This is a genomic window from Natrinema gari JCM 14663, from assembly GCF_000337175.1.
In the GTDB taxonomy this organism is placed as follows: domain Archaea; phylum Halobacteriota; class Halobacteria; order Halobacteriales; family Natrialbaceae; genus Natrinema; species Natrinema gari.
This window is the reverse complement of sequence record NZ_AOIJ01000062.1, coordinates 1-14,420: the sequence shown is the minus strand read 5'-3', so window position 1 is coordinate 14,420 and position 14,420 is coordinate 1. Positions and strand designations below refer to the sequence as shown.

The 14,420-nt window shown below is 63.7% G+C and carries 14 protein-coding genes and 1 tRNA gene; 4 read left to right on the top strand and 11 right to left on the bottom strand.

Features of this window, described 5'->3' with window-relative positions; all coding sequences use genetic code 11:
* Positions 1 to 48: 48 nt before the first annotated feature.
* The 4 genes from C486_RS15430 to C486_RS15415 form a co-directional block, all read right to left on the bottom strand.
* Positions 49 to 1,557 (bottom strand): hypothetical protein, encoded by a 1,509-nt coding sequence (locus tag C486_RS15430; protein ID WP_008457721.1) that lies wholly within the window; start codon positions 1,555 to 1,557, stop codon positions 49 to 51.
* Positions 1,558 to 1,995: 438 nt separating this feature from the next.
* Entirely contained in the window at positions 1,996 to 2,658 is a 663-nt protein-coding gene (locus C486_RS15425; protein ID WP_008457719.1) for a helix-turn-helix domain-containing protein, read from the bottom strand.
* A 108-nt stretch (positions 2,659 to 2,766) separates the two neighbouring features.
* Positions 2,767 to 4,452, bottom strand: coding sequence for an alkaline phosphatase family protein (locus tag C486_RS15420; RefSeq protein ID WP_008457717.1), 1,686 nt, complete (start codon positions 4,450 to 4,452; stop codon positions 2,767 to 2,769).
* Between the two features lie 274 nt (positions 4,453 to 4,726).
* Entirely contained in the window at positions 4,727 to 6,064 is a 1,338-nt protein-coding gene (locus tag C486_RS15415; RefSeq protein ID WP_008457715.1) for a phosphoglucosamine mutase, read from the bottom strand.
* 703 nt (positions 6,065 to 6,767) lie between these two features.
* Between C486_RS15415 and C486_RS21100 the strand changes: the two genes are divergently transcribed.
* On the top strand, positions 6,768 to 7,097 hold the full coding sequence (locus C486_RS21100; protein ID WP_152419182.1) for a hypothetical protein: 330 nt from the start codon (positions 6,768 to 6,770) through the stop codon (positions 7,095 to 7,097).
* Here C486_RS21100 and C486_RS15410 read toward each other — a convergent pair whose 3' ends face one another.
* Positions 7,098 to 8,306: an inorganic phosphate transporter gene (locus C486_RS15410; protein WP_049910615.1), complete on the bottom strand. Its 1,209-nt coding sequence runs from the start codon at positions 8,304 to 8,306 to the stop codon at positions 7,098 to 7,100.
* Between the two features lie 759 nt (positions 8,307 to 9,065).
* On the opposite strand from C486_RS15410, the gene C486_RS15405 reads away from it, so the two are divergent.
* The 3 genes from C486_RS15405 (at position 9,066) to C486_RS15395 (ending at position 10,588) form a co-directional block, all read left to right on the top strand.
* On the top strand, positions 9,066 to 9,308 hold the full coding sequence (locus C486_RS15405; protein ID WP_008457711.1) for a hypothetical protein: 243 nt from the start codon (positions 9,066 to 9,068) through the stop codon (positions 9,306 to 9,308).
* Positions 9,309 to 9,716: 408 nt separating this feature from the next.
* Complete coding sequence (locus tag C486_RS15400; protein WP_008457709.1) at positions 9,717 to 10,046, top strand: hypothetical protein; 330 nt, start codon at positions 9,717 to 9,719, stop codon at positions 10,044 to 10,046.
* 2 nt (positions 10,047 to 10,048) lie between these two features.
* Complete coding sequence (locus C486_RS15395) at positions 10,049 to 10,588, top strand: winged helix-turn-helix transcriptional regulator (RefSeq protein ID WP_008457707.1); 540 nt, start codon at positions 10,049 to 10,051, stop codon at positions 10,586 to 10,588.
* On the opposite strand, the gene C486_RS15390 is transcribed toward C486_RS15395, so the two are convergent.
* From C486_RS15390 to C486_RS15355, 6 genes are all read right to left on the bottom strand, one after another.
* Positions 10,585 to 11,133 carry a hypothetical protein gene (locus C486_RS15390; RefSeq protein WP_008457706.1) on the bottom strand — a complete coding sequence of 183 codons (549 nt, stop codon included), beginning with the start codon at positions 11,131 to 11,133 and terminating at the stop codon, positions 10,585 to 10,587. The genes C486_RS15395 and C486_RS15390 overlap by 4 nt on opposite strands.
* A complete protein-coding gene (locus tag C486_RS15385; RefSeq protein ID WP_008457703.1) occupies positions 11,133 to 11,420 on the bottom strand; it encodes a thrombospondin type 3 repeat-containing protein in 288 nt (95 codons plus the stop codon). Before C486_RS15385 ends, C486_RS15390 begins: the two co-directional genes overlap by 1 nt.
* On the bottom strand, positions 11,404 to 12,273 hold the full coding sequence (locus C486_RS15380) for an FAD:protein FMN transferase (RefSeq protein WP_008457702.1): 870 nt from the start codon (positions 12,271 to 12,273) through the stop codon (positions 11,404 to 11,406). Before C486_RS15380 ends, C486_RS15385 begins: the two co-directional genes overlap by 17 nt.
* A gap of 2 nt (positions 12,274 to 12,275) precedes the next feature.
* Positions 12,276 to 12,584 carry a hypothetical protein gene (locus C486_RS15375; protein ID WP_008457700.1) on the bottom strand — a complete coding sequence of 103 codons (309 nt, stop codon included), beginning with the start codon at positions 12,582 to 12,584 and terminating at the stop codon, positions 12,276 to 12,278.
* Positions 12,585 to 13,113: 529 nt separating this feature from the next.
* A tRNA-Gln gene (locus C486_RS15365) sits at positions 13,114 to 13,186 on the bottom strand.
* A gap of 375 nt (positions 13,187 to 13,561) precedes the next feature.
* Positions 13,562 to 14,420, bottom strand: an 859-nt coding sequence (locus C486_RS15355; protein WP_008457695.1) for a pyridoxal phosphate-dependent aminotransferase, incomplete at its 5' end; no start/stop codon positions are given.

Genomic DNA, 14,420 nt, shown 5'->3' with positions numbered 1-14,420 from the left:
AAACGACCCTGAACGCGACATCGAGTCGGGCGCGGGCGCGAATCGCGACTACTCGTACGTGTTCTCCCAGGTCGTCACGCCGCTCGCGCCGAGGTCGCGAATACCGCCGACCAGCCGGTTTTTCTTGAAGGTCGGATTCGTCGACGACGAGTAGAGGCAGACGGCCTCATGGTCGGCCGACGACTCGAGCGTCGAGTCGCGAACGAGCGCGCCGGACCCGAGATCGATGTATGGATACTGATTGGCCCGCAGTTCGCTCCGGTAGACGGTCAGATCAGCGCCCGTGTTGACGATGGCGTTTCGATCCACGCCGTCGCGTCCGTGCTGTGTGACATCGACATGACTGAACCGGCAGTCGTCCCGTTCACAGCGAATGCCGTCCCGGAACCCGCCGCCATCGCCCGCACGTCCCGAAATCGTGAGGTGCTCCGCGAGCACCTGTCCGGCACTGTCGCTGTCCCGAATCCAGAGCGGGTAGCCGCCCCCGGTTGCGTGGGTGATCTCCGTGTCGATGATCGTCGCCTCGCCACACTCCGGCGAGATGACGATCCCGTGGTTTACCTCCGGCCCCTGCAACTGGATGCGAGTCGTATCGATTCGTGCGCTGTCGCAGGTGTTCATCACCGAAATTGCGTGGCTGGTCGGTTTGGGAGCGGTGATCTCGACGGCGGCACCGTAGATTTCGATGTTACGGCCGTTCTCGATCCGAATGCCGCGCTGGGATACGTCCTCCAGTCGCGTCGTGTCGACTTCGACCGTCGGCCAGCGAATCTCGCTGTCTCGGCCGCCGACGCGAACGTTTGCACCGTTGCTGTTCCGGTAGATCCCCCCGTGGACGATGATCGTCCCGTCGCCGCCCGCGGCATAGAGACCGTTGTTCGGAAAGCCACCGAGCGCGCAGTGTCTGAACTCGAGTCGCCCTCGGTTCTCGTTCGCTTCGATGCCGATCGGGCCGCGCCAGCGGTTGCCCGCGTTCGGCGTGTTGTTTACCCACGCGCCGCCGTCGGGCGCGCGGAACCGTTCGACGATGCCTCGCCCGTCTGGGTCGGTGACGTTGAACAGTCCCGGCCCCCACGTCCCGCTGTCGTGATAGCCGGTGATCGTCACGTCGCGCACCTCGAGCCGGTCGGCGGCGTAGGCCTCGATCGCCCTGATCCCCGTCTCGGGGGCCGTCTGATCGATGTCGAACCCCTCGAAGCGGAGATGCCCCCCGGGACTGTACGCGACGCCGAGCCGGAACAGTCGATACTGTGGGCCGTCGAACTCGTGGTAGTTCGCCGGGATCAGCGTCGCGTTCTCGCCGACGACGCCGAAGTTATCGAAGCCCGTGAACCGGAACTGTTCGTCCATGTAATACTCCCCTTCAGGGAACACGAGCAGCGTCTCGTCACGGCGGAGGTCTTCGAGTACGGGCGTGATCGATTCGGTACCGGTGTCGTCCGCGCCCGCCTCGGTGACGTCGACGACGGTTTCGTAGTCGTCGTAGTAGTACCCGTACGGGTCCGTGGCTGCGCTGGCGGTCGTGGTCAGCCCGATCCCGGCGAGACACGCTGTCACGGCCCCTCCCAGAAACGACCGTCGTGACCGCCTCTGCGATATCGAGTCGTCGAGAGATGGCCGCCGATCCCCCTCCCTATCCGGCCGAGACCGGCCAGCACTGTCCCCATCCGGGCGCTGCAGACTACGTCGTTCCGACATTGAGAATCACTTCGTTGTGAGTGAGTCTAGGGCCCAGTATCTACGGATTCGGATAGCAAGCCTTTAAGATCGACCGACGGAACGACGGTTTCGAGATGCCCGTCACGATTTCGCGTCTCGGAACAGTTGCATGAATCTCAAATGGCGAGTTCGGTCGCGATCGTGCCGAGTTTTCACCGTTTCCGGTTCGGTGTTTAAACCCTGGTTAAACGCCTGCGACTCGGGCGCAGCTGCCCGAGAAGCGCCAGTCCCGGCGAGGGCTCGAGCAACCCACGAGCGACCGCGGGCCGGCCGTGCTCATCCGTACCCGTCGGGCGTGCGATCGTTCTCCAAGGTCGTCGCGATCAGTTCGGAGACGGCGCGCCGAATTCGCTGGGAAACCGCCGAATCCGAGATCCCGAGCCGGGCCGCAAGATCGTCCTGGGTAGCTCGCCGCGGCACCTCGAAGTAGCCGGCGTAGTACGCCATCGTGAGAATTTCGTGCTGTCGTTCGGTCAGGGAGTAGGTCCGGTCGTCGGTCGCCGACGAGTCGTACAATTGAGTCACGCGAAACGAGATGCCGCGGTCGCGACAGTGCGTCCGGAATGCGGCCAGCGCGCCCCGATCGGGAAGGTGGACCCGTGCGAGCCATCCCCCGTCGTCGCTCGTGACCGTAAAGACGAACAGCCCGTCCTCGATGCACCGGTCGGGAACGATCTCGAGGTCGCTGTCGACGGCGACGCGGTAGACCGCTCGGTTCTCGAACGTCGCGACGCGAGTCGGGTTCGAGACGGTCGGATCGGCGGCCATCGCGCTCTCGAGGGCCGCACGCTCGTCGCCGAAGGCCGACACGACCCGGAAACAGTGCTTCCCGGTCGTCGCCCCGTACTCGTATCTAAGCGTCGCGTCCGCACAGCGCGCGATCGTCGGAACCAACGGCAGTTCGTCGTGAGCGAGGTGGACTGCTGCGATAAATCCCATTGCGAGATCGATGTCGTACTCGGTCGTCGGGTCCGGTGGCCTATACTTATACCGCGGGTAAGCGGATTGCAACGGCGCGAACGCAGCCGCGACCTGCGATTCGGCGAGTCAGTTCATGTACCCGAGATCGGCCAGCCGATCGGTGACGGCCTCGTCGGTCGCCGGTCGACGCTCGCCGTTTCCCGCCTCGTATGCGGGGTAGGCCATCGGGTCGATCGGATCGACGACGGGCACGACGCTGCCGTCCATCCGGTCGCTGTAGGGGACCCCCATCGTGGCCATGATCGTCGGCGCGACATCGAAGAGGTGTGCCCGCTCGAGCGTGGTGTCCTCGTCGATCCCCTCGCCTGCCGCGACGAAGACGCCCTGGAGCTTGTGGTTCCAGGGTTCGGCCGGGCCGAAGTAGTCGCCGTCACCCACCTGTTCGGAGAGCATGTGGTCGAAGTCGGTCGGGATCGTGACGATATCGACCGTCTCCTCGACGTGCTCGCCGTGGAAGTACTGCTCGCGGGGCGCGACCGTCTCGAAGAACGGCTCGCCGTCGGGCGTTTCGACCGCCTGTAGCGCCCGCATGAGTTCCTCGCGGCGTTCCTCGTACTCGTCGGGGGGAACGACGCCCATTGGCTCTCGCCCCTCGAGATTGAGCCGAACGCCGAGTTCGGTTCGCGCACGGACGTACGCTTCGGACTCGGCGAAGTCGACCTGTTCGTTCGCCGTCCGGGAGACGCCGCTCGGCGCGTACTCGACCGCGAGGTCGGCCAGCCCGACCCGCTCGAGGACGGCCCGTATTCGTCGCGCGGTGACGCCGAACCGCGCGGCGACCGACGCCGCGCGTGCGATCGGACCGGGCTCCCACGTGTCGTATGCCTCGCCCTCGCGGAGGCGTCTCCGCATCGGCGTCCACGACGGCATACCCTTGCCGCCGGTCGTCGTCTCGAGAAAGCCCATGTCCCGGAGGTACTCGTTGACCCGGAACTCGTAGCCCTCGTACTCGCCCATGCCGTGGTCGCTCACCAGGAAGACGCGGTCCGGATCGCAGGCCGCGAGGATCTCTCCGATCTGTTCGTCAGTCGCCTCGTAGACGCGATCGACGTGTCGTTGCTCGCCGCTGAACTCGTGGAAGACCGTGTCCGTCTTCTGGAACTGGACGAAGCCGAAGTCCGGCTCGAACTCGGCGGCGAGATACCGAAACGCCTCGCCGCGCAGCCGGACGAGTTCCCGGTACTCCGCGATCTTCTCGCGGTCGGAGAGGGAATCGTCGTCGCGCGTATAGTTCGGATAGATGCGGTACTCCCCGATCGCGTCGCGGACGTCGTCGAGAAGCCCTTCGGGGTGACACGGCGGTTGCTCAGGGCCGAGAAAGCCGGGTATCACTGCCCCGTCGAACTCGTCGGGCGGATGGGTGACCGGGGCGTTGACGACGACGCTCGAGCGGTCGTGGCGGTCCAACAGCGTCCACAGTGGCTTTGCGCGGACATCGTCGTTGCTCGTCACGTGCCAGTCGTAGCCATCGTACCCGACGAAACCGACCGCGCCGTGCTTGCCGGGATTGACGCCGGTGTAGAGCGACGGCCAGGCGCTCGGCGTCCACGGCGGCATCTGTGACTCGAGCGGGGCGGTTACGCCTGTCGAACAGAGCCGCTCGATAGTCGGAATCCGATCCGCCTCGAAGAGCCGCTCGAAGACCGGCAGACACCCCGCATCGATGCCGATGAGGAGCGTGTCCAGCCCGTCCGATTCGCTCTCGGTACCCCCGGTCGATGTCGCGTCGTCACGGACAAACTTCCGAGTCATCGTTGTAGTTGTCGTTTCGTAACCCGCGTTCCCGTTCGACCGCTGTCGACGTGCCACGACAGCGGTGTCGTTCGTTGCACCACGTCTCTAGACCCGGCGAGGATGACGGACCACTTCATTATCGCTCCGTTAAGGCCACCAGCGGGTCCCGAGCGTCGCGTTCCGTCGGGTACTGGGGGCGCCGGCCTCGCGGCCTCGAGCCAGCGGGTGTCCGGTTCGACTGCGCGGGCTCGTGGCGGGTCAAACGAGAGACGAATGGTCGTCGGGCCACCGCTCACGGTCGAAGTCCCGACACCGTCGCGATCGCCGTTTCGAGGAGTCCGATCGCGTCGGCTTCCAGTCGCTCGGCTCGAAACTCGTCTCGTGCCTCGACCGTGAGATGGATCGCCGACTCGGTATCGCTCGCACGCAGGAACAGCCAGCCGGGACCGGTATCGACGTAGACACCACCGAGCGTGTCGACATCGTCGTACCACTCGTGGGCACACTCTCGAACCTGGTTCATCACGGCGGTTTGCTCCTCGACCGCGACCGACGCGCGGCGGCTGGGGTACGTTTCGATGGCCGCGGCGAGCGACGAGAGCGGCCCGCGATCGGCGACGAGTTCGACGAGTTTGCACGCGGCAAGTGGCCCGTCGGGAGACGGCGTCTCGTCCGGCCAGATCCACGCCCCGCTCGGGTCGCCGCCGAAGGCGACGTCCGGCCACGTCGTGCAGTCGGCGACGAACGTGTCGCCGACCCGCGTTCGACGCACCGTCGCGCCGACGGTCGCGAGCGCGTCGTCGACGGCCATGCTCGTCCCGACCGGCGCAACGACGATGTCACCGTTGGTCGCAGTCACCCGCGCGAACAGCGCCAGCAGCGCGTTCCGCGGGACGACGGCCCCCGTCTCGTCGACGGCCAGCATCCGATCGGCGTCGCCGTCGTGGGCGATCCCGAGCCGCGCGTCCGTCGCTTCCACGAGCGACGACAGCGCTCCGAGCGTCTCTCCGGCCGGCTCGCCCGGCCACCCGGGAACGGCCTCCTTCCGCCGTCCGTGCAGCGTCCCGACGTCACAACCGAGCGCCGAGAGCACGCGCGCCGTGATCTCGCCGGCCCCGTCCCCGACATCGACAACGACGCTCGGTGGGTCAGTCACCGAGACGGCCTCGACCAGTTCCGTCGCGTGCCGTTCGCTCGCGTCCGCCACCGTCTCCGTCGACCCCCTGCCGTCCTGGGGGTGGAGATCGTACTTGCCGCGTTCGACTCGAGCGGCGATCGCAGCCCGCTGCTCGGGGCCGACCGCCTTTCCGGATGCCGTCCGGAGCATGAGCTCATCGTCCGGTGTCGGGTCGTGAGCCGCCGTGACGACGATCCCCGCCTCCGCGTCCGTTCGCGAGACGGTTCGCGCGATCGTCGGCGTCGGTGCGACGCCGACCGCGAGAACGTCCGCACCACACTCTCGAAGACCGGCAGTCACCGCATCGGCCAGTACCGCTCCGGTCGCTCGAGCGTTGCGGCCGACGACGACGCGATCGGAGCCGTCGGACGCGACGGCGCGACCGACGGAGAGCGCGCGTGCGGCCGTGATCTCTTCACCGCCCGGTCCTCCGATACCGCGTGGGCCAACCATAGCGACAAAATCTGATAGCGAACTGATTATTATGGAGTTGTTAGAACGGGCACAGTGGTGGTTTCGTCCCGTTTCGCGCAGTGGCCGCGCGGCCCTCGAGACGCCCGCTCTCGGGACGGCGGTCGGTGTCGTCACCCGGTTGCGGCTCCCGCCACGTCAGCGTAGTCGCCGGCGAAGCACGGCCGACCCGTCTCGCGCGATCAGCCAGCCGTCGACCGAGCCCCGATTCCTCACCGTCCCTCGATCGGTTCGGGACCGATACCGATGTCGACCACTCGTTGGTGGTGGACAGGGGACTCGAGGCGGAGTAGCCGAGTGCACGGACGCTCGGGCCGCCAGTGGACTGTGGCCGGGGGCGCGACGATCGAATGGGGTCCGTCTCGCCGAGAACAAAATAGCACTTCTAGTGACTGCAGTCCCGGGTAGATTCGAACCGCGGGGATATTTGCAGCTCACGGGTTGGTCGCTGCAATGTTCTCTGCTGAATACTTGCCCTGGATCGGTCACACCAATACTGACAGACACTGAGTTGATCGAAGAGGAACTGTTAGATTGGGAAAAGTCTGAGCTCAAAACGGCAATCAATGGGCCTATCTGGCCTGCTTGCGAAAAGACTGTACTGATTACGGAGTTGCTACAGTAAGACGGTCTCAAAGTTGCCTCGTCACTGGGCTTACGGGGCTTGAGACACGAACACGATAATATGGTTCTTGACTCCAGAGTCAAGACCCCCGATTCGCTGCATACTAGTCTTAGAACAGCAATCAAACAGGCACTCACACTGGAATCATGGGTTTCCGAGTCCCGTGAGCGGGTCGCCTCGGAGACGTTCATTCGCCGCCACACACAGTTCAACTCAGTGGCCGAGTTCTGTACGGCCTGCCCGTGTGACGACGATACGATCGGGGGTGTTCAACGGCTCTCAACAGACAAACGGGATGCGTTCGTAGCGCGGACGACCGATTTTGAGGCGTGGACAGAAATGAAGCAGACCGCAGCGACCGAAGATCTCGTCACACTCCAGAACGTCTGATCATTCCAGTCCCGGGAGGGCAGCAAGCACGTGGTAGAGTGCGAAACTGATCGCGCCACCGCCGACCATTGAGACGATCCACGCCCCGACCGTGTATCCCGTCTTCGTGGCGGACACCCCGTCCGAACTTGACGACCCGCCGACCAGCCCGGCTCCGATGATGCTCGAGATCATCACCTTGTTGAACGAGATGGGATAGCCGAGAACGATCGCGGCCTGCGCGATGAGAAACGCGGGGATGAACGCGGCGATCGATCGTTTGGGCCCGAGCGAGGCGTACTCACGGGCCACTGCCTGAATGAGACGCGGCGACCGGAACCAGCCACCGAAGAGAATGCCGAGTCCGCCGAGCGCGAGCAAGTATAGTGAGGGCAGACCGAGCGACGATTCGAAGACGGATTCCAGTGGCCCGGTGGCGAGTCCGACTTGCGAACCCCCGCTGGTGAATACGACGACGAGGGCGAGTGCGACCAGCATCCGGTTGATCCCGGTCGTCACGTCACGCCGGAGTTGCCAGTAGACTATGCCAGCGGTGAGAAGTCCGATTACACCCCCGATGAGGACGATTCCAGCCCCGCCACCCCCTATTGATGCGACGTTGAATTGACGCGTGACGACGCCCGCGATCGACCCTTGGTTGCTCTGTGGGGCCGGGAGAAACGATAGCTGGATGTTGGCGAGTGCATAGCCGACACCGCCGGCGAGGAGTGGAATACTCAGCGTGTCCGAGACCGTCTCGTCCAGCAACAGCCACGCGAGACCGTACGCGAGGACGCCCTCAACGACGGGGATAGCGAACCAGAACCCCAGAATCTTGGCGTACGTCACGACCGCAAAGCCGCCGCCGAGAGCGACACCGGCACCGATCGCGGCACCGGTGACGGTGAATGCTGAGGGGATTGGGTAGCCACGGGAATTCCCGATGGTGATGAGTGTCGCTGCCGTGAGCAGCGTCGCAGTAGCGGCCAGCGGGGTAATCGTCACGCCGGTCACCAGTCCATGGCCGATGGTCTCAGAGATGCTGCCACCTTGTGCGATAGCCCCGAGGGCGGCAACGATCCCGACCAGTAACGCCCCTCGTAAGGTGGAGAGCGCGTTCGCCCCAACGGCGGGCGCGATCGGGGCGGAGTTACTGTTCGCCCCGACAGTGAATGACATAAAAAGCGATGCAACGAGCGCAACACTGACGATGCCAATTACTGAGGACATAGATGGATTCAGGCGATGTTGAGACTCGGGAATAAGGCTCTGACACCCTACACTCCCGAACAGACATGTATGACTCTGTTGGTAGCGTGCGTTTGTGTTACCGAAATGAGTAGTAAGCACGCGGATCAAACTGACTCTTCTCGTCTTCCGGACCGAATCCGATGTCCCACTCCCTTCACTCGCTCGCTGTTTCAGTTCATGGCCTCCCCGACTGCTCATCGCTTACGTCCGAGGAACTGCCTCACTCGTTTTATTCCTTCGTCGAATCTGGCTTTCTCAACAGGTTCGGTGCAGCTGCTTCAGTAGTTCGATGAGAACAAATACGCCCTCTATTTCTGCAGCCAACTGTCGGCATATTTCGGATAGATCGCTAGCTGCTTGCCCTGTACTGGGCGTTCGATCTTCCACGGTGATCACTCATCAGCCCGTGCCACATTCGCGCTCTGTCTTCAGCACGACTCCGTCAACATCACCGGTAGATGGGAGAGTATCAGCGTTAAGTTCGCATCTGTAGTTAACACCTGTTTCGAGGAGAACCGGTCGTAGTATAGATTTCAATAGAGGTGATTCTCCTAACCCTTTTATCAACCACTGCTGTTGATTCTTTCACGAGGGGCGGAGATCAGACACAACGCGTTGCCGAAGTGTGTATTTTCGACATGAACGACAAGCGTAAGTGATATTCACAATTTCAACAACCAGTTCGAGTACCAACTGCAGAAACTCGAGGAGGCAGACATCGACGACTGCGATCGAAAGGTGAGCAAGGAACTCATTCCCTACCGGGACACCCAGCGGAATCTCGCCGCCAGTACGACCGTCAACAACTGCTCCGATCTCCGACTCAGTGCCGAGCGTGCAGATACGCCGCTGGTCGACATGGAGCGCAAAGACATCGAGGCGCTGCTGTTCGAATACAAGCACGAGCGCGAAATAGCGAAGGACCCCCCTCCGGAACTACCGGAAGGCGTTCCGGAAGTTCTTCCCATACCACGGCCGTGACTGGGCGGAAGACATCGAGATCGGCGCGAACCCCGGACCGCGAGTTCGGCCTGGACTTCGTCGATGACCGCGTCGAGATCCACGCGCTCCGTGGGTCGACCGATCACCCGCGGAACAAGGTCTTGCTCGAGATGCCGAAAATCGCTTCATGTAGAAACAGAAGTCCTCTAGGTTCGAACCGCCGAGGAGACCTGCTGCTCACGAATTTGTTCGCAGCAGAAGTAGTCCCGGGCGGGGCTGCCAGTCCGAGCTTTGCATCTTGCAGCGCCGTAACTCCGTTGAGTCGGGAAATCGTCTCGATGACCATTTAGCGCCTGCCAACCCGACGTCGGGACCAGACCGGCTGCCGATTCGACGCTTGGACGACAATCCTTTTTCTTTCCCAATACCACTGCCGAGTCGTACCGAATGGCAGTGCTCGTCCCGGAATTCGTCACGATGGTCATTGCACTGACGCTCGCCCAGCAACTCGAGCAGAGTATCAGCCTCGGGATTTTTCTCCTTGGCGCGGTGCTCGCACTGCTCAGCGCGCTGGCATGGCGACGGGAACGCGACCGTCGCATGGCTGTTGTCGCCGTCGGCTATCTCATGTTCGCGATCTACGGGTTCGTCGTCTTCCTCGAGTACTACCTCTTCTCGTATTTCTCCGTGCGGACCGTCGAGTTGCTCGAGCACAGCGCGGCGGCACTCATCCTCGTGGGACTGCTCGCGTTCTTCCTCGCGTTGACTTGGGACTGACCATGACGGACCCCGACCCCGACGCGGACCCGGCGCTGGAACTGCGGTCGCGGCGGACGATCTATCAGCACGTCCGCGACAATCCCGGGATCCACTTTCGGGCTCTCTTCGAGGCTCTCGAGTATGCGCAGGGAACACTGCAGTACCCCCTCCGCCAGCTGGAAACCCAAGGGTTGCTCGAGAAGTCGGACGACGGGAAGTACACTCGGTACTATCCGGCAACGGAGTTCGACGAGGCTGATCAGGCCGTGATGAACGCGCTGCGACGCGAGTACGCCCGCCGGATCATCGCCCACCTCGCCGTCGAAGGAGCGCTGTCGACCGCCGACCTGAGCGATCGCCTCGATCGGTCGCCGTCGACGGTGTCGTGGCACCTCTCGAAACTCGAGGACGCGGATCTCGTGACCAAGGAGCGGAACGGGCGCAGCGTCGAATACGAACTGCACGATCCAGAGCGCGTGCAGTATCTCTACACGATCCACCGGCGAACATTTACGGATCGAGTTGTCGACCGGCTGTTCGACCTGTGGGACAGCTACTAGCTATGCTTCGTCGTCGCGGGCGTCGACAGCTGCCCGCTGGCCACCAGCAGGCGCAACAGCAGGACGTAGCCGAGGAACGCGATCGCCGGGCCGAAGACTGGACGGATCAGCCCCGCGACATCGGTCCCGATGACGACTGCGTGGATCGTCGCGAACACGAAGCCACCGTAGGCGAATGCATGGACGACCCGCGGTCCCCAGGGCCGGTCGAACCGCTGTGCGTCGAGAAAGCCACGGACCGCGACGACGAGCACCTGCAGCGCCCCGACGCCGACCACGACACCAGCGAGCAGGTACGTTGTCGAGTATGCGGGCTGGGGGGCCGACCCGGAGACGATGAACCAGGTATCGAGGACACCGAGGACGCCGTGGAGGAGCGTCATGAGCATCGCAAACACCGACACTTCGATGTGGACCCGGCGAGAGAGCCGGTAGAGCGGGCCGAACGACCGCGCGGTGTAGAGAATCCCCGTCAAGACCGCCAGATACAGCGCGGGGTAAGCGACCAGCGCCGCACCACGGTCGAGATACCAAATGACCTCCATTACGAGGCCCCCGTTGTCTCGACGACGTCCGGACAGCCGTCGCCGTCCTGAAAGCCGTTCGTCGTCTCCGATCGCGTCGGGCACTGGTCCGTGTCGTCACGAATCCCGTCGCCGTCGTAATCGTTCGGTGCCTGTCTCGTCGGCACCGTCGAGTCGACGAGGTCCGCCTGCTCGCGGTCGACCGCCTGCGTCTTGCGAACGTCAGCGATCCCCCACAACACCGGAATCGTGGCGACAAGTAGCACGACCGCGATGACCGTGATCTTCCCGCTATGCGACGTGCGCATCGAATCCCTCCGTCGTCCGAAAGACGCCGTCATGAATCACGAACGCCTCGAGGTCCGGCCACGCTGCTGCGCGCTCGAGCGCGTCCGAGAGCGGCAGTGCGGCGAGCGTCGTCGCGAGCGCGTCGGCCTCCATGCAGTCGCGCTGTGCGACGACGGTGACCGACTCATGTCGCGCACCGAGTCGCTCCGTCGTCGGATCGTAGACGTGGTCGACACCGTCGCGCTCCCGGCGATAGCCCCCGGAGGTGGCGACGTTCCAGTCGGTGTCGAGAATTTTGAGCGGACGCGAATCCCCGTAGGGGTTCTCGACGGCGATCGGGCCGGTCGGCGGCGACATATCGCCACCGCCGCTGACGAAGCCACGTCGGCCCGACCCCGCTGCTGCGGCGGTCGCACGGTCGACGATGTACCCCTTCGCAAGACCGTTTAAGTCGAGTTCCGTCTCAGTGACAACGAGGTCGCCGTCGATGCGTACCGACCCGGTTTCAAACGCTGGCGAAACGGATTCTCGGTCGCCGCGGAGGTATGCCTTCAGGTCGTGTTCAACCGCCCCCTGCCGGATGTCGAAGACGCCGTCGGTGCGCTCGCCGTACTCGAGACCGCGCCGGACCAAGCGAGCGACGTGTTCGTTCTCGATGCGTCCGGTCCGATTGAGATGCGCAACTGCGCTTTCCGGATCGAACGCGTTGAGTTCGGCCTCGAGTGACAGCGCGGTATCGCGGGCGCGCTCGGCTGCGGCGTTGGCATGGTAGCCCGTCGTCCGAACCACGAAGTCGGTATCGCAGCACCGAAACTCCAGTCTGGCATCACCGAGTCGCGTGCGGGCGGCAGTAAGGGAGTCCGCCAAGCTCATCGCTAGTCGTCCTCCTCTTCGTGTTCCCCGTATTCGTCCTCTTCATATTCCTCGTATTCGTCCTCGTACTCCTCGTGTTCTTCGTACTCGTCGTCCTCGTGTTCACCGCCGCCTTGCGTCCCGACCGCCGGTGTGAAGTCCTCGTTCGGCGTCGGTGCATCGCTCGCGACCGTCGGGTTCTCGTCGTCGGTCAGCGAATCGACGCCGAGCCCGAGTCCGGGGGCTGCCAGCGCGAGCGCGACGAACGCAGTTACCACCGCGCCGGCGAGCGTCAGCGAAACGAGTCTGTTCGTCGGAAGTGGGGATCTCATGGACAAGTGTAGGTAGATTACGGTCTTATCTATCGTTTCGCGTGCATCAATCGAATGTTCGTCCAACCGTCGAATCGTCTGGGCCGGTCACCGATCGCCCACGATTCTTTGCTCCTGCCTCGAGTAACCTGCCCGATGCTCACAGGGCTCTCCTGGTTGGTGCACAAGGCCAAATCTCTCGAGCCAGCGTGGGCGTTCTATGAGGAAATGCTGGAACTTCCCGTCAGTGAGCGCGGGGACAACGAATTCGTCGCCGCGGCCGGCGAAACAGATCTCGTGCTCCTGCGGACGAGCGGGCTCACGGCCGTGACCGGGCGGAAGATATCGAGACCGGCGCGGTCACGGACCGCGAGGTTGACGCGGACAAGACGCTGACCGAGGACGAGATCAACGCGCTCCGTGGGTCGGCAGATCACCCGCGGAATAAGGCCTTGCTCGAGATGCCGAAAATCACTTCATGTAGAAACAGAAGTCCTCTGGGTGTCGAATCCGGTGGACTATTCGCTCCTCACGTTCGTTCGTCGCAGAATAGTCCCGGGCGGATTCGAACCGCCGTCATGGGCTCCAAAGGCCCATATGATTGGCCACTACACCACGGGACTGCTCGGTTCACCTACCGGATAGGTCGCCACCGCACAATAGTGTTACTTTTCGTCGTGAGGTGGTGGTGTGTTTCCGATCACCGATGTCAGCTTCGATCCGAGCCGAGAACGCTACTCGTCGCGAGGGTCGTCTCGCAGTTCGAAGAGGCGCGTTCCGTCGTGGACACACGATATGTGTCCGGCAGCCTCGAGCACTTCGAGTCGGTTGTAGACGCTGTTTCTCGAGTAGCCGGTCCAATCGACGAGTGCATTTGGTGGCTCGGCCGCCCCGAAGCTCGTCGAGAATCGCGGTGTCCACGTCCGTCAGATCATCCCGTTCCATCGGCACCTCGTTCGGTCCGTCATGTTCGCCCGTGGATCGCCTCGGTGCTGTCCTTACAGGTAGCCTTCCGCGGCCAGCCGCTCGATCCCCTCCTCGAGTCGCTCCTCGCTCGCGGCGTAGGAGATCCGCGCGTAGCCGGGGGTGCCGAACGCGCTGCCGGGGACCGTCGCGACGTGGGCGTCCTCGATCGCGCCCTCGCACCAGGCCTGGTCGTCCTCGGCCACTGGGAGCATCATGTAGAACGCGCCATCAGGGACAGCCACGTCGACATCGTGTTCGGCGAGCAGGTCGACGACGAGGTCCCGGCGTTCTTCGAAGGCCGCGACCATTTCGGTGACGGCGTCTTCGGTCTCGAGGGCCTCGAGACCGGCGTGTTGGACGAAGTTCACGGCCGAGGAGACGGAGTGGCTGTGGAGTTTGCCGGCCTGGTCGACCAAGTCCTCGGGGCCGGCGAAGTAGCCGAGCCGCCAGCCGGTCATCGAATAGGCCTTCGAGAAGCCGTTGACGGTGACGGTACGGTCGGCCATCCCCTCGAGCGTGCCGAGACTCGTCGGCTCGACGCCGTAGGTGATCTCCTTGTAGATCTCGTCGGAGATGACGGTGATGTCGTGTTCGACGGCGAGATCGCGAACGCCCTCGAGTGCGGCGTCGGAGTAAACCGCGCCGGTGGGGTTCGACGGCGAGTTGACGACCAGCAGTTCGGTCTCGTCGGAGACGGCGGCCGCGAGGGCATCGAGCGCAGGCTCGAGTTGGAAGTCGGTCTCGGAGAGGTCGACGCGGGTGAGGTCGCCGCCGGCCATCTTGACCATCGCCTCGTAGGAGACCCACGCGGGGTCCAGCAGGACGACTTCGTCGCCGTCCTCGACGAGCGCCTGGACGACCTCGTAGAGGGCCTGTCTCTTATACACATCT

Excerpts from the sequence above, each read along its gene's own strand:
- C486_RS15390 (WP_008457706.1), bottom strand. The coding sequence starts at position 11,133 with ATGGAGGTCATTTGGTATCTCGACCGTGGTGCGGCGCTGGTCGCTTAC.
- C486_RS15375 (WP_008457700.1), bottom strand. The coding sequence starts at position 12,584 with ATGAGATCCCCACTTCCGACGAACAGACTCGTTTCGCTGACGCTCGCC.
- C486_RS15410 (WP_049910615.1), bottom strand. The coding sequence starts at position 8,306 with ATGTCCTCAGTAATTGGCATCGTCAGTGTTGCGCTCGTTGCATCGCTT.
- C486_RS15380 (WP_008457702.1), bottom strand. The coding sequence starts at position 12,273 with ATGAGCTTGGCGGACTCCCTTACTGCCGCCCGCACGCGACTCGGTGAT.
- C486_RS21100 (WP_152419182.1), top strand. The coding sequence starts at position 6,768 with ATGGTTCTTGACTCCAGAGTCAAGACCCCCGATTCGCTGCATACTAGT.
- C486_RS15415 (WP_008457715.1), bottom strand. The coding sequence starts at position 6,064 with ATGGTTGGCCCACGCGGTATCGGAGGACCGGGCGGTGAAGAGATCACG.
- C486_RS15420 (WP_008457717.1), bottom strand. The coding sequence starts at position 4,452 with ATGACTCGGAAGTTTGTCCGTGACGACGCGACATCGACCGGGGGTACC.
- C486_RS15425 (WP_008457719.1), bottom strand. The coding sequence starts at position 2,658 with ATGGGATTTATCGCAGCAGTCCACCTCGCTCACGACGAACTGCCGTTG.
- C486_RS15395 (WP_008457707.1), top strand. The coding sequence starts at position 10,049 with ATGACGGACCCCGACCCCGACGCGGACCCGGCGCTGGAACTGCGGTCG.
- C486_RS15385 (WP_008457703.1), bottom strand. The coding sequence starts at position 11,420 with ATGCGCACGTCGCATAGCGGGAAGATCACGGTCATCGCGGTCGTGCTA.
- C486_RS15400 (WP_008457709.1), top strand. The coding sequence starts at position 9,717 with ATGGCAGTGCTCGTCCCGGAATTCGTCACGATGGTCATTGCACTGACG.